Source organism: Bacillus sp. EB106-07-01-XG149 (genome assembly GCF_058791555.1).
This window is the reverse complement of sequence record NZ_JBYTDP010000008.1, coordinates 18,314-42,120: the sequence shown is the minus strand read 5'-3', so window position 1 is coordinate 42,120 and position 23,807 is coordinate 18,314. Positions and strand designations below refer to the sequence as shown.

General features: G+C 35.3%; 30 protein-coding genes. 12 read left to right on the top strand and 18 right to left on the bottom strand.

All coding sequences use genetic code 11. The features are described 5' to 3' along the window. Positions 1 to 6 precede the first annotated feature (6 nt). The 8 genes from AC3WTA_RS24300 to AC3WTA_RS24265 form a co-directional block, all read right to left on the bottom strand. Positions 7 to 303 carry a rhodanese-like domain-containing protein gene (locus AC3WTA_RS24300; protein ID WP_000661820.1) on the bottom strand — a complete coding sequence of 99 codons (297 nt, stop codon included), beginning with the start codon at positions 301 to 303 and terminating at the stop codon, positions 7 to 9. A 14-nt stretch (positions 304 to 317) separates the two neighbouring features. Further along, positions 318 to 677: a rhodanese-like domain-containing protein gene (locus tag AC3WTA_RS24295; RefSeq protein WP_001092314.1), complete on the bottom strand. Its 360-nt coding sequence runs from the start codon at positions 675 to 677 to the stop codon at positions 318 to 320. A 30-nt stretch (positions 678 to 707) separates the two neighbouring features. Further along, positions 708 to 938 (bottom strand): sulfurtransferase TusA family protein, encoded by a 231-nt coding sequence (locus tag AC3WTA_RS24290; RefSeq protein WP_002070570.1) that lies wholly within the window; start codon positions 936 to 938, stop codon positions 708 to 710. 27 nt (positions 939 to 965) lie between these two features. Then, positions 966 to 2,096: an MBL fold metallo-hydrolase gene (locus tag AC3WTA_RS24285; protein ID WP_492333051.1), complete on the bottom strand. Its 1,131-nt coding sequence runs from the start codon at positions 2,094 to 2,096 to the stop codon at positions 966 to 968. Positions 2,097 to 2,134: 38 nt separating this feature from the next. Beyond that, on the bottom strand, positions 2,135 to 2,710 hold the full coding sequence (locus tag AC3WTA_RS24280; protein ID WP_098656112.1) for a sulfurtransferase TusA family protein: 576 nt from the start codon (positions 2,708 to 2,710) through the stop codon (positions 2,135 to 2,137). Positions 2,711 to 2,783: 73 nt separating this feature from the next. Continuing rightward, positions 2,784 to 3,047: a metal-sensitive transcriptional regulator gene (locus AC3WTA_RS24275; protein WP_000456206.1), complete on the bottom strand. Its 264-nt coding sequence runs from the start codon at positions 3,045 to 3,047 to the stop codon at positions 2,784 to 2,786. Between the two features lie 192 nt (positions 3,048 to 3,239). Beyond that, positions 3,240 to 3,824: a DUF3238 domain-containing protein gene (locus AC3WTA_RS24270; protein WP_088107441.1), complete on the bottom strand. Its 585-nt coding sequence runs from the start codon at positions 3,822 to 3,824 to the stop codon at positions 3,240 to 3,242. A gap of 132 nt (positions 3,825 to 3,956) precedes the next feature. Beyond that, on the bottom strand, positions 3,957 to 4,541 hold the full coding sequence (locus AC3WTA_RS24265) for a DUF3238 domain-containing protein (RefSeq protein ID WP_000247255.1): 585 nt from the start codon (positions 4,539 to 4,541) through the stop codon (positions 3,957 to 3,959). A 141-nt stretch (positions 4,542 to 4,682) separates the two neighbouring features. On the opposite strand from AC3WTA_RS24265, the gene AC3WTA_RS24260 reads away from it, so the two are divergent. Then, the gene (locus tag AC3WTA_RS24260; protein WP_001016465.1) at positions 4,683 to 5,156 is read left to right on the top strand and encodes a MarR family winged helix-turn-helix transcriptional regulator; all 474 of its coding nucleotides are present in this window, start codon (positions 4,683 to 4,685) and stop codon (positions 5,154 to 5,156) included. Positions 5,157 to 5,283: 127 nt separating this feature from the next. Here the strand turns inward: AC3WTA_RS24260 and AC3WTA_RS24255 are convergent, their stop codons facing one another. The 3 genes from AC3WTA_RS24255 to AC3WTA_RS24245 all read right to left on the bottom strand — a co-directional run bounded on the left by AC3WTA_RS24255 (position 5,284) and on the right by AC3WTA_RS24245 (position 8,744). Further along, a complete protein-coding gene (locus AC3WTA_RS24255) occupies positions 5,284 to 6,546 on the bottom strand; it encodes a neutral/alkaline non-lysosomal ceramidase N-terminal domain-containing protein (protein WP_002096838.1) in 1,263 nt (420 codons plus the stop codon). A gap of 107 nt (positions 6,547 to 6,653) precedes the next feature. Beyond that, a complete protein-coding gene (spoVR, locus tag AC3WTA_RS24250) occupies positions 6,654 to 8,069 on the bottom strand; it encodes a stage V sporulation protein SpoVR (protein ID WP_001202706.1) in 1,416 nt (471 codons plus the stop codon). 114 nt (positions 8,070 to 8,183) lie between these two features. After that, positions 8,184 to 8,744, bottom strand: coding sequence for a nitroreductase family protein (locus AC3WTA_RS24245; RefSeq protein ID WP_097860157.1), 561 nt, complete (start codon positions 8,742 to 8,744; stop codon positions 8,184 to 8,186). A 232-nt stretch (positions 8,745 to 8,976) separates the two neighbouring features. On the opposite strand from AC3WTA_RS24245, the gene AC3WTA_RS24240 reads away from it, so the two are divergent. From AC3WTA_RS24240 to AC3WTA_RS24200, 9 genes are all read left to right on the top strand, one after another. Continuing rightward, positions 8,977 to 9,582, top strand: coding sequence for a hypothetical protein (locus AC3WTA_RS24240; protein WP_000277000.1), 606 nt, complete (start codon positions 8,977 to 8,979; stop codon positions 9,580 to 9,582). 125 nt (positions 9,583 to 9,707) lie between these two features. Further along, positions 9,708 to 11,213 carry a spore germination protein gene (locus AC3WTA_RS24235; RefSeq protein WP_000489319.1) on the top strand — a complete coding sequence of 502 codons (1,506 nt, stop codon included), beginning with the start codon at positions 9,708 to 9,710 and terminating at the stop codon, positions 11,211 to 11,213. Beyond that, the gene (gene gerYC / locus AC3WTA_RS24230) at positions 11,210 to 12,292 is read left to right on the top strand and encodes a spore germination protein GerYC (protein WP_000789764.1); all 1,083 of its coding nucleotides are present in this window, start codon (positions 11,210 to 11,212) and stop codon (positions 12,290 to 12,292) included. Before AC3WTA_RS24235 ends, gerYC begins: the two co-directional genes overlap by 4 nt. Positions 12,293 to 12,304: 12 nt before the next feature. Next, positions 12,305 to 13,405: a GerAB/ArcD/ProY family transporter gene (locus tag AC3WTA_RS24225; RefSeq protein WP_000147538.1), complete on the top strand. Its 1,101-nt coding sequence runs from the start codon at positions 12,305 to 12,307 to the stop codon at positions 13,403 to 13,405. A gap of 52 nt (positions 13,406 to 13,457) precedes the next feature. Further along, the gene (locus AC3WTA_RS24220) at positions 13,458 to 13,967 is read left to right on the top strand and encodes a PCYCGC domain-containing protein (protein ID WP_000761039.1); all 510 of its coding nucleotides are present in this window, start codon (positions 13,458 to 13,460) and stop codon (positions 13,965 to 13,967) included. Between the two features lie 120 nt (positions 13,968 to 14,087). Further along, on the top strand, positions 14,088 to 14,336 hold the full coding sequence (locus AC3WTA_RS24215) for a YhdB family protein (protein ID WP_001195461.1): 249 nt from the start codon (positions 14,088 to 14,090) through the stop codon (positions 14,334 to 14,336). A 164-nt stretch (positions 14,337 to 14,500) separates the two neighbouring features. Further along, the gene (locus AC3WTA_RS24210; RefSeq protein WP_000532262.1) at positions 14,501 to 14,920 is read left to right on the top strand and encodes a disulfide formation protein C; all 420 of its coding nucleotides are present in this window, start codon (positions 14,501 to 14,503) and stop codon (positions 14,918 to 14,920) included. Positions 14,921 to 14,932: 12 nt separating this feature from the next. Then, a complete protein-coding gene (locus tag AC3WTA_RS24205; RefSeq protein ID WP_000738443.1) occupies positions 14,933 to 15,385 on the top strand; it encodes a thioredoxin family protein in 453 nt (150 codons plus the stop codon). A gap of 72 nt (positions 15,386 to 15,457) precedes the next feature. Further along, on the top strand, positions 15,458 to 15,673 hold the full coding sequence (locus AC3WTA_RS24200) for a DUF1540 domain-containing protein (protein WP_001115397.1): 216 nt from the start codon (positions 15,458 to 15,460) through the stop codon (positions 15,671 to 15,673). 33 nt (positions 15,674 to 15,706) lie between these two features. On the opposite strand, the gene AC3WTA_RS24195 is transcribed toward AC3WTA_RS24200, so the two are convergent. From AC3WTA_RS24195 to AC3WTA_RS24185, 3 genes are all read right to left on the bottom strand, one after another. Continuing rightward, a complete protein-coding gene (locus tag AC3WTA_RS24195; RefSeq protein ID WP_000834190.1) occupies positions 15,707 to 15,958 on the bottom strand; it encodes a hypothetical protein in 252 nt (83 codons plus the stop codon). Between the two features lie 104 nt (positions 15,959 to 16,062). Beyond that, positions 16,063 to 16,824 (bottom strand): L,D-transpeptidase, encoded by a 762-nt coding sequence (locus AC3WTA_RS24190; protein WP_000732018.1) that lies wholly within the window; start codon positions 16,822 to 16,824, stop codon positions 16,063 to 16,065. Positions 16,825 to 16,891: 67 nt separating this feature from the next. Beyond that, the gene (locus tag AC3WTA_RS24185) at positions 16,892 to 17,758 is read right to left on the bottom strand and encodes an SDR family oxidoreductase (protein WP_001136293.1); all 867 of its coding nucleotides are present in this window, start codon (positions 17,756 to 17,758) and stop codon (positions 16,892 to 16,894) included. Between the two features lie 201 nt (positions 17,759 to 17,959). On the opposite strand from AC3WTA_RS24185, the gene AC3WTA_RS24180 reads away from it, so the two are divergent. Continuing rightward, entirely contained in the window at positions 17,960 to 19,261 is a 1,302-nt protein-coding gene (locus AC3WTA_RS24180; protein ID WP_000482729.1) for an NCS2 family permease, read from the top strand. Here the strand turns inward: AC3WTA_RS24180 and AC3WTA_RS24175 are convergent. The 3 genes from AC3WTA_RS24175 to AC3WTA_RS24165 form a co-directional block, all read right to left on the bottom strand. Then, a complete protein-coding gene (locus AC3WTA_RS24175) occupies positions 19,258 to 19,665 on the bottom strand; it encodes a hypothetical protein (protein ID WP_002096840.1) in 408 nt (135 codons plus the stop codon). The two genes, AC3WTA_RS24180 and AC3WTA_RS24175, sit on opposite strands and share 4 nt — an antisense overlap. A 182-nt stretch (positions 19,666 to 19,847) precedes the next feature. Next, positions 19,848 to 20,702, bottom strand: a complete 855-nt coding sequence (locus tag AC3WTA_RS24170; protein ID WP_000892705.1) for a patatin-like phospholipase family protein — start codon at positions 20,700 to 20,702, stop codon at positions 19,848 to 19,850. A 128-nt stretch (positions 20,703 to 20,830) separates the two neighbouring features. Next, on the bottom strand, positions 20,831 to 21,280 hold the full coding sequence (locus tag AC3WTA_RS24165; protein ID WP_371400099.1) for a MarR family transcriptional regulator: 450 nt from the start codon (positions 21,278 to 21,280) through the stop codon (positions 20,831 to 20,833). 152 nt (positions 21,281 to 21,432) lie between these two features. On the opposite strand from AC3WTA_RS24165, the gene AC3WTA_RS24160 reads away from it, so the two are divergent. After that, complete coding sequence (locus AC3WTA_RS24160; RefSeq protein ID WP_000748684.1) at positions 21,433 to 22,614, top strand: MFS transporter; 1,182 nt, start codon at positions 21,433 to 21,435, stop codon at positions 22,612 to 22,614. A 22-nt stretch (positions 22,615 to 22,636) separates the two neighbouring features. On the opposite strand, the gene kdpDN is transcribed toward AC3WTA_RS24160, so the two are convergent. Beyond that, positions 22,637 to 23,791 (bottom strand): KdpD-like non-kinase potassium sensor, encoded by a 1,155-nt coding sequence (gene kdpDN / locus AC3WTA_RS24155; protein WP_002096843.1) that lies wholly within the window; start codon positions 23,789 to 23,791, stop codon positions 22,637 to 22,639. Positions 23,792 to 23,807: the final 16 nt, after the last annotated feature.

Genomic DNA, 23,807 nt, shown 5'->3' with positions numbered 1-23,807 from the left:
TCTGTACTATACGACTTTCCCTTCCCACGCTAACATACCACCTACCATATTGATTGCTTGAAAACCGTAGCTCTCTAAAAACTGAACTGCTCTTGCACTTCTTCCGCCAGAGCGACAAACGATAATATATTCTTTATGTTTATCCAACTCATGCATACGAAATTCTAATAGTCCTAGTGGAATATTACTTGCTTCTGGAATTTTCCCCTCGACTACTTCTTCTACTTCACGTACGTCTACGATATTTACTGCCTCTTTACGTAACAATTTTCCTTCTAATTCTTTTACTGTCATTTCTTTCATTTTAAATTGCCTCCTTACAAACCATTCATGCCACTCGAAACATTGATAACGTGCTGAAATCCTAATTTCTTTAATACTTTTGCTGCTTGCTTACTTCTCATCCCGCTCTGACAAATAACGATTACTTCCTTATTTTTATCTAACTGATTTGCCTTACTCACTAGCTCATTTAGCGGGATATTTTGAAATCCTTTCATATGATTTCCTCTATATTCACCTACTGTGCGAACATCGATAAATTGTTTCTCCTTTTTCCCCGCTATACTCTTTAATTCTTTTCCACTTATATTTTGAACATCTTTTACCGGTAAAAAACGTGAAATAACAAACACTGCAGCAAGTACAATGAAGAGCGTACTTAATATTGTATTCATATAACCAACCTCTCTACATTTATAAACATGCTACGCCTTCTTAATCCAAAACTTTAGCACATCAGCTTCTTCTACATGCTTTACGATGTCATGACCACCTTTATTTGCCCACGCTGGAATATCCTTAACTGACCCTTTATCTGTTACATGTACTTCTAACACTTCTCCAGTTTGTAAAGTATCCATCGCTTTCTTCGTTCTTACAATCGGCATTGGGCATGCTAAACCTTTCGCATCTAATACTTGTTTTACATTCATCATCTATTCCTCCATTTTTTATTTATTTTATTATTGATGAACTGCACAACGATTTGGACCAATTTCCATTTCACGTTCTTCATCCACACTCGGATGAATCTTACCCATATTCGTTTGACGAATTTCTTCGTAAGCATTCGGCTGAGGTGGTAAATTCTCCGTTACAACGTTACGAAACTCTCCCTCATCCTCAATATTTAGTCCTGCATTATACGCAAATAAATCTTTTAACTTTGCGCTCACAACACCATTCTCATCCATTTCACTTATTTTTGAATAATGAGCTGGTAACACGATTAATTGTTGAGATAATACTTTATATCGGTCATATAAAGTTTCTCGCAAATCACTCACCCAATCCTCAGCCTTTCCAGCAAGATCTGGACGCCCAATTGAATCTACAAATAAAATATCGCCTGATAATAAATAGAAATCATCTACAATAAATGATGTACTCCCAATCGTATGCCCCGGTGAGTATAATGCGTCAATTTCAATTTTAGTACCCCCCATCGTAATGACAGCTCCTTCAACGAGCGGCTTATATGAGAAAACAACTTCCTCCGCATCTTTTGGCGGTAACCAATACGTACCATCTACTTTTTCCGCTAACTTACGTCCTCCAGAAATGTGGTCTGCATGTAAATGTGTATCCATTACATTCGTAATCGTAACGCCATGCTCTTTCGCAAACTCTTCGTATGCTTCAATTGTTCTGACTGCATCAATAACTGCTGCCTCACCATTTGAAACGACCATATAAGATAAACAGCCTTTTCCAAGGCGGTTAAATTGATATATACTTCCTCCGCCCTGTACATCTCCTACTTTTAACGGCTTCACATATTCACTCCAAGCTTTCATACCGCCAGCTAAATAATAAATATTTTCTAATCCGGCCTCTGTTAATTGCTCTGCCACAAATATAGAAGACCCTTCTTTTGCACATACTACTAAAACATCTTTATCTTTAGGTAATTCACTTGCAATATGATCTACACCATCTAACAAATCAAAATATGGTTTATTTATAGAAGAAATTTGTTTCCCTTCAATTTTCCACTCTTCATAATCCGTCTCATTACGAACATCTAAAATAAACAACTCTCCAAATAAAACTTTCTCTGCGACATCTTTTGTATGCAACGGTTTAACACTCATCTAATTACCCCCTTAGGTATATTTTCATTTAAAAAATTTTACTTTTCCACATCCCCTTGCCACTCTAACATACCTGGAATGACATTTTTCACATTTAAATACCCTTTCTCTTTCAACATTTGGCAAGCTATATCACTACGGTTACCAGTTCGGCAAATAACATATATTTGTTTCATCTGATCTAATACTGCACTATCTAGTTCGCCTATTGGAACTGAAATAGCCGCTGGAATATGAACAAAGGCGAATTCCGCTGCTTCGCGAACATCTAATACAATACACTCTTCACCGCTTAATAATATATTTTGCAATTCCGCATTTGTAATTGTTTGAGGATATTTCACTACTTCATTCACTTCATGCTCGTGTGCTTTTCTAACGTAATGCATCAATAGATCTCCTTCGTGTTTCGTCCCGATATATTGATGACCTACTTTACTCGCCCAACTTTGTATATCTACAGTAGACCCTTTATCTGTTGCCTGAACTTCAATCACTTGCCCTGATGCGAGACTTTCCATCGCCTTCTTCGTCTTCACAATCGGCATCGGACAAGCCAATCCCTTACAGTCTAAACTCCTATTCACTTTTATACTCATAGTCGATTCCTCCATAACTCATATACATATACCAGTAGGGGTATATTAAAATGTTTTTGATAATCTGTCAACACTTACGTTTGACAGATTATCGGCTTTTTACAAGTAATTGAACAGCTTCTTTAATTAACTCTTCATTTGAACCATTACCACTTTCAAACTGTTCACGCAAACATTGCTCTAAATTTGTTCCAACAACAAGTCCAATTGTACGATCAAGTGCAGAACGAGATGCCGTTAACTGTGTAATAACCTCTCGGCAATCTTTTCCTTCTTCCATCATACGAAGTACACCACGAACTTGACCTTCAATACGTTTCAATCTATTTTTCATATCTTGATTATATTCCACTGTAGACCACCTCCGTATTTATAACTATATTATACATTACTTTGTAACTTTGTATAATAACATATACCCTAAAGGGTATATTGTAAAGCGTTTTATTTTTTTGAAACTTTCTAACGTATAGTGAAAATGCAAAAGTCACTGATTTTATTGACTTTTGCATTTCTCAACTACACTGCATTATTATCTTACTTCTTATAAACTCCTTGTAAAACTATAATCCATTTCTCCACCTAGTGCTGCAGCTGTATCACCAGTTTCTCTAAAATCATGTGTATATATTTTTTCAAATGAACCGAAATCTACTTGCTTATAAAATTCAAAACAAGGGAATCCATCATGCTCCCCTTGAATCTCAATACTACCATCCTTGTTCACACATACATGTAATACATAATCTACAGGAGGTGCATATATATTTAATGGATTACTTGCACTCGCACTCATTTTAAATTGCACACCATCAGGATTCCATACGATATTAGTGCACACAATATTTTCAGTACTCGCTTTTCCTGTTCTTTTATTCACAGAACCATCTGGATTCGTAACCTTCTCTGTCGTAATACCCGTGTTCGCATATGAAAACACTTCTTCTTTATAAAAATCCACTACTACCTCTTGCTCCACTCTAGAGCGCATAGTATTTACCGCATGTGGTGTAAATTCGCGTGAATCACCTTCGAATTGAATTATTTTTCCTGTTTCCATATCCTTCCTCGGTTCTGTCCAAGACATTGGAATAAATACGCTGCCTCTAACTTTTACGATATTAGTCATAAGAAACACCTCTATAATTCTAATTTTATATACTGCATTATTTAATAAAAAAACACCATTTCAGCCACATAATTAAAATCTTTCTCTTTTACGTTGGCTACTTCCTTCTTAAAAATGACGCTATATTTATAGCTAGATTTTCGTTTTAAAGCTATATTCCATTTCTCCAGCTAGTGCTGCTGGGGTATCATTCGTTTCTCTGAAATCATGTGTATATATTTTTTCAAATGAACGAAAGTCTATTTGTTTATAAAATTCATAGCAAGGGAAACCATCATGTAAACCTTCAATATGCACAATGCCACTTGTATTAACTCTTATAACCAAAAAATAATCTGCTGCGGGTGCCGCTGCATTTAACGGATTACTTGCACTTGCTCTCATTTCAAATGAAACTTCATCCTCGCCCCATACGATATTAGTACATACAATATTTTCTGTACTTGTTTCTCCTTTTTGATACTCAATTGAACCATCTGAATTTGTAATTTTCACAGTAACGATGCAAGCATCTACATATGTGAAAATTTCTCTTTTATAAAAATCAACAATCACTTCTTGTTCTAATCTTGAACGCTTTGTATTTACAGCGAATGGTGTAAATTCACGTGCATCTCCAGCGTATTCAAAAACTCTTCCTGTTGCAGCATCCTTAATAGGCTTCAGCAACGCATACGGTGCAAATACACTCCCTCTAATTTTTACGATATTAACCATGTGAAACCTCCGTTGATTCTATTTATATAAATCATTATTTGTACTATACAGGATATAGTCAATTTGATTGACTATATCCTGTATAGTACAATAGGTTTTATATATAGTCAACTTAATTGACTACAATTGTGGAGGTTATACATGAATCATCAAACATTTAACGAACTAGACCTTACTTCACTTTTATCATTATCTTTCAGTACATTAATTACTGAACTGCATGACAGATTAAGTGAATTGGGATTTGAAGATATTAGGCCAGCACACGGCTTTATGTTCAAACGTATCCTTCCTAATGGAGCAACCGGTATAGAATTGGCTGAGTATTTAGGAGTTTCTAAACAAGCTGTAAGTAAAATGATCGATTCTCTTGAAAATAGTGGTTATGTCACGCGCAAAAAGCATCCTACTGATAAAAGAGGTAAAATCATTATTTTAACCGAACGAGGTTTAGCTGTAATGAAAGCGAAAGAAGAAATAGTAGCTGAAATAGAGCAACGATGGATTGAAAACATAGGTACTGAACGAATGCAAATGCTCAAGGAAGATTTAACAACATTCGTTACTAAAGAAAATACAGAGAAATTATCATCAAATATACGACCTGTTTGGTAAGCAAAAACTCCATATAAAAACGAATCCATTTTGATCAGTCCCTTTCAAAATGGATTCGTTTTCTACAGTTTTATTAATAATTATTGCTTCTTTTAAATTTCATATCAAATATGCAAGAGTCTATATTTTACGCATTATATAATTCCATAGCTCTCTGCACGACTAATTCTGCCGTATTCTCCTCCGGTGGCATCAATAAATTCGTAACAGGCCCATATACAACAGGGTTTAGCTCTACTTCGTACCCACCATATGCAAACTCTTCTTTTGTCGGTAAATAACCAATATATCCATTCGTATATCCACCTAAAAAAGCTATTTCATTTTGAAGACGCTCTTTCACTTCTAAAGCTGTTTCTGAAAAAGGTTCCATCGGTATACCAAAGAACATACCATCATTAATTTGAAACAGTTGAACTTCTAAATCAATACGTAACTGCCGAATACCTTGCTTATATTTCTCTAAAATTATAGTAAGCCATTCATCCGTATTCACATCCCACTGCTTCTCAGCTAATTGAGCCATGCTTCGTATTTCATTAATTTCAGGAATATCTTTCAACTTCATTTGCATCGTACTTGAAACTGTTCTTAAACTTACAATTGGGCTATATGTAACTATTGGCAACATCGTTAATACATGTCTACTAAGCGTGTAAGCCATTTGTGTTAATGCTTCCCTTGAACCGCGATACTTTGCATTTACATTGCCAGCAGCACCTTGCACAATAATAACAGGACAGTTTACGATTTTCTCAAGAATCTCTCTCGTCATTCCCGGATAATCCGCCGATAGTACATCGCTATCACCTTTTAACACATTCGGATGTGCCGTACAAAATACTATAATCCCAGATAGCTCCTTCGTTTCAGCATTTCTTATGGCTAACATGCCAATTCGTTTATCTACAACACCCTCTATATTTGTTCCCATCTTCGCTCTTCCATCAGATGTTCTCTCTCTTCGGTTTACCCCAATATAACCTGTCGTAACACTCCAGCCAATTTCACATGGCCTCAAGTTGTTATTCGCAGTAACAGCACCGTGCACTACATTATTTACTAAAATCGTTTTATACGACTTTATTAAAGGATGATCACCGACTGTTTCCGGACCAGAGTGTGTATGTGTATAAACAACAGTTATTCGCTCAAATGATATATGAAGCTCTCTCGCTATTTGTTCACGAACCATATTTGTATCTTCTACTAACATTCCAATATTATCAATACTTATAAACACAGTTTTCGTCTCATCTTTTTCAAATACAAAAACTGTCCCATAAATACACTCTTCAATATTATTTATTCCTGTCTCTCTATGGTATCCGACAAAATCAATACCTACAGGCGGCGTAATATCCACCTTGCATACCCCTATTTTGCTCATTTGAATCGCTCCATTTCTCTATGTAACTCCCTTTTTCAAGAATAGCATATTTGACCTTGTTCCAAATAAAAAAGAACGGACATAGCATTCTATGTCCGTTCTTTTTATCACACATACTTCCGATGCACCATCTTCCCATCATAAGAAAACACAACGCCCTTACTCTCTACAATCGACTCCATATGCACCGTTCTTCCCCATAATTGATGAATATATGGCAGTACTTTTTCTAAGTATTTTAAATCGAGCTCAATTCCTTCGTAACTATGTTTAATGTACAACTCTCCGTTCTTTAAGTAGTCACCATCTTCTACTACTAAGTACGGGAAGCCACCATTTGTACGCATATTTACGAGCTGATCACGTACATGTTCCCACTCTTTATCTATTACTTTATATTCTTTTCCTTGGCGCTGGAATAAGTACATATCTTCTCTCATTACGAGGTCTTTATTTAAGTAGTTTCTTAAGAACGATACGTCCCACTCAATTTCACGTACTTCAAAAATTTTGTCTCGACCAGATCCTGGTTTTACACCGCGTCGCTTCATTTCTTCTGTCGGGTTATTGTAGCGTTCTTCAATATCTTCGAACATTTTAATACCGAGGTAGTATGGGTTAATGCTTGTTTTTGATGGTTGAACTACACCTGCATTAAGCTTTGCGAATTCAATCGCTTCAGAAGATGTTAAGTCCATTTCACGGAGTATGCGTTGATGCCAGTACGAAGCCCAACCTTCGTTCATGATCTTCGTTTCAAGCTGCGGCCAGAAATATAACATTTCCTCGCGCATCATCGTTAATATATCGCGCTGCCAATCTTCTAGCTCACGGCTATATTCTTCAATAAAGAGTAGTAAATCTTTCTCTGGTTGCGGCGGAATTTTCTTCTTTTTATGCATATTAGGTCGTTCTCTCTTTTTGTTTCGATCATCTAAATTCCATAAATCATCGTACTGTGATATCCTTTTCTTTTCTACATCCTCTTCTAAATCTTCAATACTCCACGCAAGTTTCGGACGCATAAGCGATGGATCAATATGCTCTTGAATAGCAAGTACGGCATCCAAAAATGTTTCTACTTCTGCCTTTCCATACTTATGCTCATATGCTTTCACACGTTCAGCTGTTGCAGACATACTTTCTACCATATCTCGCTTCGTATTTGAAAAACGAATATTATTTTTAAAGAAGTCGCAGTGTGCTAAAACGTGCGCTACAATTAATTTATTTTGAATTAACGAGTTCGTATCTAATAAAAAGGCATAACATGGATCAGAGTTAATAACGAGTTCGTATATTTTACTAAGACCTAAATCGTATTGTAATTTCATTCTGAAAAATTGTTTTCCAAAACTCCAATGTGAAAACCTCGTCGGCATCCCATATGCACCAAATGTATAAATAATTTCTGCTGGACATATTTCATAACGCATCGGATAAAAATCAAGCCCAAATCCAGTCGCAATTTCCGTAATTTCCGCAATCGCATATTGCAGTGCTTTATCGTCACTTGCTCTCATTATTTTCCCTCCTTACACTTTCCCTTAAGAAAGTGTATGATTGGAAACAAGCTTTCATGAGGATTGATTGCATAATAAAAAGACATCCTCATAAAAACGAGAATGTCTCATCTATTAACCTTCAATAATCTCCATCTTCTCCGTAATCGGTGTACGAGCTTTTCCTTCTGGTGCTTTATCGAAATAGCCAAGGTGAAGAATTCCAACGATGCGTTGACCTCTTGTTAAACCAAGTCCTTCTATAAATAATGGATTGTAGTTTAATCCGCCTGATTTCCAAACACAACCTAATCCGCGTTCCCAAGCAAGCAGTTGGAAGTTTTGCATAAATGCACATGTTGCAGCGTAATCTTCGTCGCGTTGAATTTGACGTGGATCTTCATTAATATAAACAACAATTTGTGCAGGCGTGCTTAAGAAACGATCTGATAAAATTTTGCCGCGTTTCGATCTTTCTTCTTCTGTGAAAGAGTTTAATACTGCATCTACTAATTTTTTGCGACCTTCTCCAATGTATAATTTACAATTCCATGGTTCACGGTGTTTATGATTCGGTGCCCACGTTGCGTCGTTTAATAGTTCAATTAATAACTCTTTATCTACAGCTTTATCTGTGAATGTACGTACAGAGCGTCTTTCTTTAATCACATTTGCGATGGAAGTATATGTAGTCATATTTTTCTCTCCCTTATTTTCATCTATATGTATACATTTGTTATTGATATTGATTTTCAATTTCGATTATACCTTAGTTTTTTACTATTAATCAATGTTTTATGTTGGAAAACTTCCAAAAACGTCATTTTATACTGTGAATAAAAAAACTTCATTTGTTCACAAGTATTTCACATTTTATGGAAATGATATGTGTACAGTTTTCCACATTATCCATCTAGGAGGAATTTATATGTACAAAAAAATCATAGTAAGTATGACTATGGCAGCATTATTATGTGGGATATCTACCTTCCCTACTTCTGCTTCCGCTACCACGCCAAAAGAAGTAACATTGCACCATCATCATAAGCCTATTTCAGAAGAAGAAATGCAGTCGCTCGAAAAGCTCGGCTATAACAAACATGAAATTTGGAAAGCTGCTCATATTGCAAAAATGAGTAAAAAAGAAATAAAAGACGTTTTAGCTTACTATAAACAAAATAAATCTTGGGAGAAAACAGCCCAGCATTTCGGTGTAGATCCAAGTAAGTTGAAAAAGCATCATATGAATAAAGAGACGAAAAAAGCACTGCTGCAAGAATTAGCAAATATGCAAAAAGCTACACCAGACGGACTCAAACAAAAAATGAAAGAATATAATATCGGATTACGTCAACTCACAGTATTAACAATCATCTCTCAAAAAAGTAATACCCCTCTCGATGATGTACTAAAAATGAAAAGAGATGGAATGGACATTAAGCAAATTGCAGAAAAACTAAACGTGAAAAAAGAAGATATACGAGCAGAAATGATTAAATTAGTGAAGTCTATTAAAGAAAAGAACACAAATTAACATGCCAAAAAGGAAGAGATATTTAATACTCTTCCTTTTCTTTATGAACTTTCAATTTTCAAGTATAAATTCCCGTCTTTCCCAAAAACTAACACAAGTAAATGATGTATGTCAGGGGTGAGAAAATGTTTCGTTTATCATCTAAAAAGAAGAAACAATCCGTTTGCTCTGTTCCAGAATTCATCCACACTATGAAAGAATCCAGCGATTTTTCCTCTTATAATGTCATAGAGGATGGGGCATTATGTTTGTTTTATTATAAATCCACAGTAGAATCACTTATTATCAATCGATTCATTTTAACACCTATCAAAAAAGAATTAGATCGCATTCAAAATATAAATGACATAGCAAATATCGTCACACTTGAGGAGATTATCATCAATCCTTCTATTGATGATATACGTGAAAAACTATTAGGTGGCCATGTACTCTTGCAGCTAAAAGTTGATTCCCAAACAGCCGAATATGCACTGATTCGTGCTGAAAGTTTAGCTTTAGGTACACGATTATATAACGACACAGAAAATGAATATAGTGTCATCGGTCCCAAAATTGGATTCGTTGAGAATATTGATACGAATATACATTTACTTCGCCGAAGCATTGTAACAGAGCAATTAGTTTTCAAGGAGCTTTCCGTTGGCTCTATTTCGAAAACAAAGATTGTAGTCGCTTATATGGCGGATATTACAAATGAACAGCATGTGAACACCGCAATGCAACGCCTACAAGATATTGATTTTGATTACCCTTTTGATGCAACTATGATTGAACAGTTTATTAGTGATAATAGTAACTCCCCATTCCCTGTTTTACTACCTACAGAGCGTTTAGATCGATCCGTTTATGCATTACTGAATGGAGGAGTCGTCATTTTAACAGACGGTTCACCATATGCATTAGCTGGACCCGCAACACTACTCGATTTCTTCGTCTCTCCAGAAGACTATTATTTACCATGGATAGCAGGGTCATTTCTTAGATTAGTTCGTTTTTTTGGAGCAGCATTCTCTCTATTTTCATCAGCTATTTATACAGCTGTATTAACGTATCACTATCAAATGATTCCAGCAGATTTACTCGGCCCTATTATTTATTCTAGAGCCAACGTACCATTTCCACCTGTTTTGGAGGCACTTTTTTTAGAAATTACAATCGAATTACTGCGCGAAGCTGGGGCGCGTTTACCGACTAAAGTCGGCCAAACGATTGGTATTGTTGGCGGCATTGTAATTGGGCAAGCATCTGTTGAGGCTGCTTTAACGAGCACCATCTTATTAATTGCTGTTGCGTTGTCTGCACTAGCTTCTTTTACAACACCAACAGTAAAAATGTCTTCTACTATCCGGATATTACGCTTCCCTCTCATCATTTTAGCTGGAGCATTTGGAGGTGTAGGGCTTATCGTCGGATTTGTATTCATATTGGCTCATTTAATTCGCTTAAAATCACTTGGATCACCTTATTTATTACCTTTATACCCATTTCGCGGGTTAGGTACAGCTGAAGGACTCCTTCGCCTTCCATTTAGTCAAACTGCAGGACGTGCTTCTTTTCTAAGACCAAAAAAGAAATGGCGCTATGATCCAAACAAAGCGAAAGAAAAACACGACGGTGAGGAAAAATGAAAAATATTTTATTCTGCTTTTTCATTATCATTTTAATTTTTCAATCTGGTTGTACAGAAGCAAATATAGTTGATACACAGCGAATGATTCACGTAGGTGGATTCGATATAATAAAAGATAAAAAATTTCGCGGGACAATTTTATATCCCGATTACACAAAAGGCGTACAATCTAAACCAGAAACTCAATCAACCCATGCAGGTACAATTGAAACTATATCTTCCCTTCTAAACGCCAAATCGCCACATACGATTGCCGTAGGTCAAATGCGTGTTGTCCTATTTGGAAAAGCATTTGGTGAACATGGACTTGGAGATGTTATTAACAATTTACAACGTGATCCTAACATTGGACGAGATGTACAACTAGCGCTTGTAGATGGTTCAGCAGAAGAATTACTTAAACATGTCAGAACAAATGGATCACTTTATCTATCTGATTTACTGGAGCAAAATATAAAAAACGAGACAATCCCGCGGACAGCTTTAAATATTTTTTTATATAACTTCTATTCATCTGGATGCGATCCATTTCTTCCTTACATTCAAGTATCAGAAGACAAATCTGCTTCCATTAAAGGACTAGCTTTTTTAAAAAAGGATAAAGTGGCTATGTATACAGATAAGAAAAGGTCTTTTTTATTTAAATTACTCATTAATCCAACGAAAAATGGGCGTTACGAAGTTCCGATACGTCAAGGTAAACATAAAGGATTGATTGCTACTCAAAACTTATCTGGAAAAAGTGTATGTTCTCTTTCACCAAACGGTGATATTCCGAAAGTTAACATACACTTAAAATTAAATGGACTCATAAAAAATGCTCCTAGTTGGCTTGATTTATCAAAGAGTGAAAATGTAACTTACGTAAAAAGACATGTAGAAAAAACACTTGAGAAGGATTTAAACGAATTAATACAAACATTCCAAGAAAAAAAAATCGATCCAATCGGTATACGTGAAGAAATTCGTAGTCATTCAAGAAAATGGAGCATGAAACAAATTCAAGATATGTATCCTAACGTAGACGTTGCTGTCAATGTAAAGATTAATGTCATACAATCTGGTATCGGAGAATAGTGAGGTGCTATCATGACTGGACAAGATAAAACACATACAGTTTCCCCGTATTTCACATTCCTTCTATTACACTCTCTTCAAATTGGAGTAGGGGTGTTAGGATACCAAAGGATTATTGCGCAATTTGCCGGTTATGACTCTTGGATTTCTCTTATTATCGCTGGTATTGCAACTCATATCGTATTATTTTGTATGCTGAAAATGTTAGAAAAAGATAATGATTTAATGAATATCCATACGACATGTTTCGGAAAGTGGATTGGAACATTTTTTTCCGTATGCTTTGCGGCATATCTTCTATTATTTTGCCTTACTGTTCTTCGTACATATATTGAAGTTATTCAAGTTTGGGTCTTTCCTACAATTAAACCGTGGAAATTAACTTTACTATTTTTACTTGTAGCTTATTACATAATTAGAGGCGGCTTTCGTTCTGTAACAGGAATATGTTTTTGGGGCGTCATAATACCGATTTTCGTCCTGTTCTTCTTAGTTTTCCCAATGAAATATGCGCATGTTCGTAACATCTTTCCAATTCTAACTCATTCACCTTTAGACATTTTAACTGCAGCGAAAGCATCTGCATTAGAATTTCTCGGATTTGAAGCAATCCTTGTTTTTTATCCATTTATTAAAAAAGGAAAATCGTTAAATAAATGGGCACATGGTGGTATTGCTTTTACGACGCTCCTCTACGTAATATTAGCCATCGTTTCCCTTATGTACTATAGCCAAGGGCAACTACATCATACAATTTGGCCAACCTTAACGATGCTAAAAATTATTAAGGTGCCTTTTATTCAAAGGTTTGAGTACATCATTATTTTCATATGGTATCTTATTATTTTACCTAATCTTTGTTTAACCATTTGGTCTTCTTGTTGCATTAGTAAAAAATCTTTTCACATACCTTTTAAAATCACACTGCCATTTTTTATCGCAGCTATCTTTATTTCGTCCTTATTTTTTACAAACCGTGAAAGTATCAACACATTAAATACAGTACTATCTCAAGCTGGCTTATATATTGTATACGCCTATATCCCAATTTTATTTCTATTTCATTCACTACGATGGCACTTCAAAAATCGTTCAAAAAAAGCTTCTCCCTAGGTGTTTTAGTCTGATACAATTTGATTAATACATTTGTAAAGGGGACAAGCGTATGAAGAAATATGTATTTTCTTTACTTGCAGTACTGAGTTTAATTCTTGCTGGTTGCGGAAGCACTAGTACAAATGAAAAGAAATCATCTGAATCAAAAGAAGAGCATGACCACGCATCGCATACTCAGCAAGCTGACATTCAAGAAAAAACAAAAGGAGTCGACACACTTCCTACCTTCCTAGACAAGCTTGATCCACAAATGAAAGATATCTACACTGTCGCTGGGCAAAATGCAGAGCTATTAGATTGGATTCCATGTTACTGCGGTTGTGGTGAGAGTGTAGGACATAAAAATAATAAAAACTGCTTTATTCGTGAAATTAAAAAGAATGGTGAAGTTGTTTGGGATTCCCACGCAACGACTTGTGTCAATTGCCTAGAAATCGCAGTTGAATCTGCTTCCATGAAACAAAAAGGAAAATCAACGCTGGAAATTCGCAACTATATTGACAATAAGTATAAAGAAGGATACGGAAAACCAACACCTACGCCAATGCCAAAAGCTTAAAAACGAGGATACACCTCGTTTTTTCTTTTCATTCACTTTTTTTCTTAACAAATTCTTTCAAGTGTATTTCTCCTTACTTGTCACACACTATATATAACTCCTCAGTAAGGAGGGTACACAGTGCAAACATATAACGACTATGACAAAGCTCTCTATTACACGTATAGCTGTAATTGGGATAAATTACTCGTTCTTATGGTTCAAACGAACGATCAACTATTTTCTAAGCGTATTGAACATTTTTTACACGCTTATCAATACAGTAAAGAAATGCCAGAAGTTGATAAACAATTGCAGCTCCTATTTCAATATATTGACCATGCATCCCAAAAGTCACATATAGAAGAAGTAGAGCAAATTCAAATGTAAAATATAGCGCTATTCTCTTCAGGAGAATGGCGCTTTTTTAAATATCGATATCAATAAAAGTTTTTCCTTATAAAACTTTTATTGATAAACATATTTTTTCTTTCTTTTCTGTGCCACTTCATACTATAATTTAGTATGTAACTATTATAAGAGAGGTATAAAATATGGGACGAGAAAAAAAGCAAGAATATGCTTTACTTACCGCGTGGGGAGCTTCTTTTATCGCTACACTAGGAAGTCTTTATTTTTCTGAAATCATGAAATTTGAGCCTTGTGTACTTTGTTGGTATCAACGTATTTTTATGTATCCATTCGTTTTATGGCTTGGTATAGCTGTAGCAAAGAAAGATTATCGCATCGCAAGTTATTCTTTACCAATTGCAAGTATTGGTGCTTGTATTTCTTTATATCACTACGCAATTCAAAAAGTCGCAGCATTTTCAGCTGCTGGAGCAGCTTGCGGACGTGTACCTTGCACCGGAGAATTCATAAACTGGTTTGGTTTTATTACAATCCCGTTTTTAGCACTTATCGGCTTTATTACAATCGCTGTTTGTAGTTTTATTGTAATAAAAAACAAATAAGGAGATGAAAAAATGAAAAAAATGCTTATATTTGGTGGTATTATTATCGCCTTGTTTGCAGCAATTTTCGCTGTCACACAAATGGAAGAAAAAAACGCTACTAGCCAAAAAATTGATAATGCTACTGATAGTAAGACAAATGGCCCTGACTACTATACAAACAAAATCTCTCTTTCAGATCTTCAAAAGAATTTAAAAGAGAACAAAGAAGAAACAGTATACTTTTATCAAACATCTTGCGTTCATTGTCAAAAGCTATCTCCTGTCGTAGTACCAATGGCTAAAGACTTGAACGTTGATATGAAAGTTATGGATATTGAAAAACTAGATGTTCCTTGGGATGAATATAAAATTAAAGGAACTCCAACAATCATTCACTTTAAAGATGGCAAAGAAGTAAGCCGTATTAGTGGTGAACAACCGGAAGACAAATTAAAAGAATGGCTTGAGCAAACGAAAAAATAACGAGAAAAGGAAACTCCTTCTACACATGAAATGGGCGTAAAATCCCAAACTAATGTATAAGGAGGGGGTTTTATGCCAGAAGTGAAATGTTCTGTTTCCAATTGCTCATTTTGGGGACAAGGTAACTTTTGTCAAGCAAGTGCAATCATTGTTCAACCAGATGCACAAGAATCTAGTTCGAATACAAATGATTCATATACAGGCGCAGTTTTAACAAACGAGACGCTAGAAAGTTCTGTGGCAACGAGTGTAGAAACTTGTTGTCATACTTTTAAGCCAAAATATTAAACAAAAAAAGCATACGATTACTCGTATGCTTTTTTACATTCCTCTCCAAAAATCATGCATGATAAAAAAGTACAAAATAACGAGAACAACTGTCCCACATAAGGTAATGCGCCGATATATACTCTTCTCTCCTTCTCTTGCTTTCACAAATGCCCAAATAAATCCGAAGAACAATATTAAATCAACATATGGAACATAAAAAGAAAAAACGAGAAACGCATACAAATACACGATAAATAAACAGGTCGTTACTAAGAAAATTTTAAAAGCAAATTCACTTTTCATAATGTAACCGCCCCCCTATCTGTACTGTATTATATTCAGTAAAATACAATAGTTGCAGTTAAACTCGAAGTAGAAATAAGCTACCGTCTATAATACGGTAGCCATTACGGAATATTATATTTCCGTTTATATATATTACTTAAAGTCGAAGTAGGAATTTGCTCATAACGAATTTTTTCTCCTGTTTCATCCACAATATACAAATTGTTTCCTATATAATATACTCCATCTTTTCGTTTTGAGTACACTGCATATCTTTCGTTCGGCAATACTGTTTTCACTTTCGTTAACTGCCCATTTGGTTCTTGCCAATATATATCGGCACGGTCTACTAACGTAAGTATACCAATTTGTTCTTCTTCTATTTTACGACCACTCCAACTCACAACGCGGTAACCAAGCTTATTCGCTTCATATTCGGGACTCGTATGAAAACGAGAAATGATTACTTTTGTCTGTAATTGGACTCGGTCATATAACCACTGTATATCCCTGTCATGCATGCGAATACAGCCATTTGATTCCCTACTTCCAATCGTCCATTCCCGATTTGTCCCATGAATCGCATATTCATTCTTATCTAGCCCAAGCCATCTCGTACCAAGAGGGTTATTCGGTGCACCCCCAGCTATTTTTTTCCGATGGTATTCTTTATTTTTATATTTAGTTATAATACAAAAATTACCTTCAGGCGTAGGCGTACGATCTCTTCCAGTTGTTACGGGGAATGTTTTTGTATAATTTCCATTTTCAAAAAAAGACAACTGGTTTGTCGTAAGATTCACTAATATTAAATGATCTGTATCAGCAAAAGCACTAACCGGTAGGATGAAAAATAATAGTATGACGAAACATAACTTTTTCATCTATAATCCCCCCTAGCGCTCACTATAATAAGTGGAATTAACTTTACTTTGCTCTTATAAATGAAAACTATCCATTTACAATAACGCCCCCATTTACATGTATCATTTGCCCGGTAACATAGGATGAATCCCCAGACGCTAAGTATACGTATGCTGGCGCTAGTTCATATGGTTGACCAGGTCTTTGCATCGGAACATTGCTCCCGAACTGAGAGACTTTCTTCTCATCAAAGCTCGATGGGATAAGTGGTGTCCAAATTGGTCCTGGCGCAACACCATTTACACGAATCCCTTTTTGCACTAACGATTGAGAAAGTGATCTTGTAAAAGCTACGATTGCTCCTTTCGTTGCGGAATAATCAATTAAAGTTTCATTTCCTTCATACGCAACGATAGACGCCGTATTTATAATGACATCCCCTTGCTTTAAATGAGAAAGTGCTGCTTTCGTAACGTGAAAATAAGAAAAAATGTTAATACGAAAAGTCTTTTCTAGCTGTTCTGCTGTAATATATTCTAGTCCTTGCTGCGGATATTGCTGCGCGACATTATTTACTAAAACATGTAAACTACCTAGCTGCCGGACAGTCTCTTGTACAATATCTTTACAATGCTGTTCATTACTTAAATCACCTGGCAACAATACACACTTTACACCTTCTTTCTCAACATATTGTTTCGTCTCATTTGCATCTCCCTCCTCATCTAAATACGCAATCGCAATATTTGCACCTTCTTTTGCAAAAGCAATGGAAACAGCTCGTCCAATTCCGCTATCTCCACCTGTAATTAATACATTCTTTCCTTTTAACTTTTCACTTCCTTTATAATTTGGATCTTCAAACTGCGGAAGTGGATTCATTAACGATTCAAGACCAGGCTGTTTATTTTGATGTTGCGCAGGCATTGTTACAAAGTTTTTTTGCTGTGGCATAGCTTCTTTCAACTCCTTTTCCTTATAATGCGCACAATAAAAACTGAAATTCACACATCATGTTACGATTAATATTCGAATTTAAGACACAAAATATGAATTGTTGTAAACTTTTTAAGTAAAACTATTGCAAAATAGTTAAAAAACGAATATTATATATAACTGTTGTGAAAATTATTCGTAAACAGAAAGGATGTTTATATGTTTAACCTTTCAAAACATAAAACTTCTATTAAAACTGAAATTATGGCAGGTATTATTACCTTCTTAACAATGGCATATATCATTGTGGTAAACCCTGTTATCCTTGGGGATGCAGGTGTTCCATTTGAACAAGCATTTACAGCAACAATTATCGCTGCTGTTGTCGGAACATTATTTATGGCGATCTTTACAAACTTACCAATCGCAATTGCACCAGGTATGGGATTAAATGCTTACTTCTCTTATTCTGTTGTAAAAGCTCATGAAGGCATGACTTTCGCAATTGCATTCTCTGCTGTATTCGTAGCAGGTATGATCTTAATTTTGTTATCATTCACTTCTTTCCGTACAAAATTAATGGAAGCAATTCCTGAAAACTTAAAACATGCAATTACTGCTGGTATCGGCCTTTTCATTGCCTTTATCGGTTTACGTTTAACAGGTATCGTTACAAAAAATGAAGCAAACTTAGTTGGACTTGGTGATCTTCACTCTGCTCCAGTTCTACTAGCATTAGCTGGACTTGGAATTACAATTGTCCTTATGTCTTTAAATGTAAATGGTGCACTATTTATCGGAATGCTATTAACTGGTATTATCGCTTTCTTCACAGGACAATTAACATTCTCAAACGGTGTTACATCAATGCCTGGATTACCAGAAGGAATTATCGTTTCAAATCCAATTACTGCTGTATCTGATGTAATTAACTACGGATTGTACGGCGTTGTATTTTCATTCTTCCTTGTTACATTATTCGATACAACAGGTACATTACTTGGCGTAGCTCAACAAGGTGGATTTATGAAAGACGGAAAGCTTCCAAAAGCTGGACGAGCTCTTCTATCTGACTCATTCTCAGCAACAATCGGTTCTATGTTCGGAACAACACCATCAACAGCTTACATTGAATCATCTGCTGGTGTTGCAGCTGGTGGTCGTACTGGTTTAACGACTGTTACAGTAGCTGTTCTATTCGCACTAGCAGCATTCTTCGGACCATTAGTAAGTGCTGTTTCTGGCGTATCAGCTATTACTGCACCATCATTAATTATCGTTGGTAGTCTTATGATGGGATCAGTTCGCCACATCGATTGGGACGCATTTGATGAAGCATTCCCAGCATTCTTAGTAATCTTAAGCATGCCACTTACATCAAGTATCGCAACAGGTATCGCACTTGGATTTATTTCATACCCACTTATGAAAGTGGCAAAAGGTAAATTCCGTTCTGTTCACCCACTTGTGTATGTATTCGGAATCTTGTTCGCTTATCAATTAATTTTCTTACCACATTAAAATCCCTCATAAAGAGGGATTTTTTTATACATAAAAAAGTAGCGCATCGAAATTCGATGCGCTACTTTCCTTTTGCAACAATCAAACGAGCTACTTTCAATGCAAGAAGTAAAAGACCGTTCACTATCGCTGTAATCCCTAAAAATGCCGCTATCATTAGCTCTCCCAAATTCATGGGATCCTAATTTATCCGAGGCACTTTCAATATATGTATAACTCCCATTTGAATTAATAAAAGAAATCGCTACTGAACAGCGGGATGCATTTTGATTCGTAGTAGTTTGGGCTCTATAAGATAATAGATTATCACTTTTATTAACGCTTAAAGTTGAGTAGAAGGCACTGGTTGAGATCACTGTTGCTAATAACACGAAAGTTGTAATTGTAAAAACTTTTCCCTTCATTAACAATCACCTCTTAAATGAATAATTTAGTGGTGCTACATCGTCATAGTATCGTTCAATCGAATGCTCCTCAATAAGAAAACCAGATGTTTTACAAACTCTTTAAACACTTAAACATTTATACATCTTTTTAAAAGCAATATAAAAAGGCTGCGGAGAAACTCTTCTCCACAGCCTAATACTTATTTTTGTAAAAACGACTGTAAATTTGCAAACTGTCTCTTTGCATCTTCATAGCCTTGCTCATATAGATTTTGTAGTTTTGCCGTATCTTTTTCCATACGATCTACTTGAAGCTGTACTTCTGGACGAATAACAAATAAGTTCCCAGCTTGCTCTTCTTTTTCAATGTAGTGAAGTGTTTCATTATATACTTCATAACGATTCAACATCGTATTAACAAGTTTCGGATATTTTTTATAAGCTTTCGCTGCCACCCATCCAAACTTTGATTTTTTCTTAGCATAACCTTGATTTCTCGTTAAAATAACGACTGATTTTTTAAATCCATCTTCTTGCGCTTTACGAACTGGAATCGGATCCGAAATCCCGCCATCTAATAACTGCTTACCACGGTAATTTACTACAGGTGCAATGAAAGGTAATGAACTAGATGCTTGTAATAAATTTAGTGCATCATCATTCGTTCCCTCTTTTTCAAAATAAACAGACTGTCCTGTTTCACAATCTGTTGTACCTACAAGGAAACGCTCTGGACTATTAAAATATGTTTCAAAGTCAAACGGGACATGTTTTTCTGGAATTTCATGAAAAATGAACTCCATATCAAACAATTGGCGTTTTCTCCATAAATTTTTATACGATAAATATTGTGGGTGTGATGCATAATCAATATTTACTGTTTTATTTCTATTTCTTTGTCTGGAAAGATACGACGCTGCATGACAAGCACCGGCTGATACACCAATTACATATGGAAAATATAAATCTTGTTCCATAAAATATTCTAATATCCCGCCCGTATATACACCACGCATACCGCCGCCTTCTAATACTAATCCCGTATTTTCAAGCATGTTATTCTCTCCTCTTTATATATTGACTCTTTAATTATTCACTATGTTAAGTATCTTTCTCTATTATATATGAGTTTTTTTAGAAATTATATTCAAAAGGCTTGAAATAAAGGAGTTTTTTCTTCCAATTATATTTCCAGATGTTTGGAGACATCCTTTATAAACCTTTGAATAAAATTTTGCTCTTCTTCCGTATATCCATCTAACAGTAGCAGCCACTTTTCTTCAGCTTGTTTATGCAATTTATCATGAGCTTTATATATTTCATTTCCGCTTTCCGTTAAGCGAAAGAAAATTTCTTTTTGATTATCTAACATTTGCATCTTCTCAACGAATTGCTTTTGAAACAACTTTGTACAAATTTTAGAGATTGCACCCTTTGTCATTCCCATTTCTGTCGTAATAGCAGTTACATTCATCAGAGCATTTTTTCCGATACACTCGATCACATGTAATTCAGATAAAGACATACCACTTATACCTGTCTCACGAAGAAACTTCTCATTTTGCCCTTTCGAATGTTCTTCTTTTTTATGCAAAAGTGTACGAATGTCCGAAAGTATTTCCATTTGTTTCATTGTACGTTCCAATCCGTTCGCCCCCTAAGTTTCCAAAGAAACAATTTAACTATATACCATTTTAAAATCATTTTTTCATATTTACAAGTGAGAAAATCATGTTAAAATAAATTTAGTTTCCCAGGAAACTAAATAACAAGGAGGTTAACATGATGAAAAAATCCAAACTACATTTCATTTTATATGTTGTCTGTATGAGTGCCTTACTCGGTTCCTTCGCTCAAAATATTTACACACCTATCTTGCCTATGATTCAAGCTTCTTTTCACACTTCTCTTTATCTAGTAAATTTAACAGTTTCACTATTCACATTCGTTCTTGCAATTATGCAGCTCATATACGGACCTTTAATTGATACAAAAGGGAGAAAATATGTCCTTATCCCTAGTTTAATCATTAGTACAATTGGTTCAATCGGATGTGCTTTTTCGGCGAACGTTTATTTTTTTCTATTTTTCAGGGCTGTTCAAGCTATAGGAATAGCAGCTATCCCTGTAGTTGCAGCAACGATTATTGGTGATTTATTTGAAGGAAAAGAACGCGGAGAAGCGATGAGCCTGTATCAAATGTTACTTGCTCTCGCACCTGCAATTGGCCCTCTTATAGGTGGTTATCTCGGCAGTATAAATGGCCATTTATACGTATTTTTATTTTTATCTACACTTGGCATTCTCTTATTAATTATAAACATTTCACTACTTCCAGAAACAAAACCAACTGTAATTAAGCAACCGCAAGCAAAAAAGAGTTACTGGTTTATCTTAAAAAATAAAACTGGATTTTCTATTAATCTTATTGGCTTCATTCAATTTTGTATTTACTTTTGCTTCCTCGTTTTTTTACCAAACATTTTAACAAATTCATTTCACTTAACTGCAAGTAAAATTGGTCTTATATTTGTACCGATGTCCCTTTCTATTATGTTAGGAAGTTATTGCTACAAGCTTTTGCAAAAATGCCTCACAACAAAGCAAGCTTTATTCATCACTAGTTTCTTCAATATTATATGTGTCACTTTATTCTCTTTCACATATAGCATCAATATCTCATTCATCATTATCGTTACATCTTTATACGGTTTTAGTATGGGACTTTCTATGCCAACTCACACTACTTTATTAACGGAAGAATTCGTACAAGAACGCGCAACAGCCATCGGTATGTATAACTTCATACGCTATCTCGGTATGAGCACAGGGCCACTTGTAGGTGGATTTCTTGTATTTAATCAAAATTACTTTTGGATTTTCTTCCTAGGTGCAATTACATTTCTATTTATCATTTTATGCGCAATGAAAATGCTACGTTTTCAGGCTGTACAAAAAGCAAAATAGAGACCTATAGATGGTCTCTATTCTAAACTCTTTGATCTGCAACGATATGAATATCAATATACTTCGTTTCTCTCATAATTTCATTTACAATTGAACCTTTTCGAATTTCTTCCCACCTTGTTCTTGCTGATTGTCCGAGTAAAATTTGCGTTACTTGTAGTCTTTTCGCGACTTCAATAATAACATCCGCTGGCTTTCTTCCTTTTGCCTCTTCTAAAACAAAACTCGCATCAAATTGATTCGTTAGCGACTTCCACTCTTCAATCGTTTGCTTTTTCCCTGCTGCAAGAGACTCTATATTTTCCCTTTCTACGTTTAAGACATACAATTCAGCGTTTAACCGATCCGCCATGCGCCATCCCCGTCTTATTAACTTCTCTGCTGTTGAACTGTATTGTACACAAACGAGAATTTTTTCTTTCACGCCAATCGGTTCTATAACGGTTTGACTAATTTTCTCGTCCATATCATCGGCAACTTCCCGAAGTGATAATTCTCTTAGTGCCCCTAAATTATTAAGCGTGAAGAAATTTTGTAAGCTTTGCTCTATTTTTTCTTCTTTATATATCTTCCCGTCTATTAATCTCTTCCTTAATACCTCGGGTGTTGCATCAACAAGTTGAATTTCATTTGCTTTTTGTAAAATAAAATCTGGAATACGTTCTCTTACTTTTACATTTGTAATTTGAGCTACAATGTCATGAACGCTTTCTAAATGTTGAATATTAAAAGCTGATAAGACGGATATACCGGCATCTAGCAATTCCTGTACATCCATATAACGTTTCTTATTTTTAGATCCAGGAATATTGCTATGCGCAAGTTCATCCACAACAACGACTTGCGGTGCACGTTTTATAATTCCTTCCACATCGAGTTCATAAAATACTTTCCCTTTATACTCTATTTCTTTTAAAGGAACTTTTTCTAAATCAGCAATTGCGTCTTCCGTCTCTTTTCTCCCGTGCGTTTCAATTAAACCAATTACAATATCCGTACCTTCCTTTTTCATCTCTCTGGCATCAAAGAGCATTTTATAACTTTTTCCTACTCCTGGAGCCGCTCCTACATATAACTTTAACTTCCCGCGGTTTTGCTGACGAATATATTCTAAATACTCTTCTGGTGTTCGCCTTTGAAAAGTTGGTTTATAGTCATCCGCATACAAAACACTCACAACCTTCCTTTCGAAA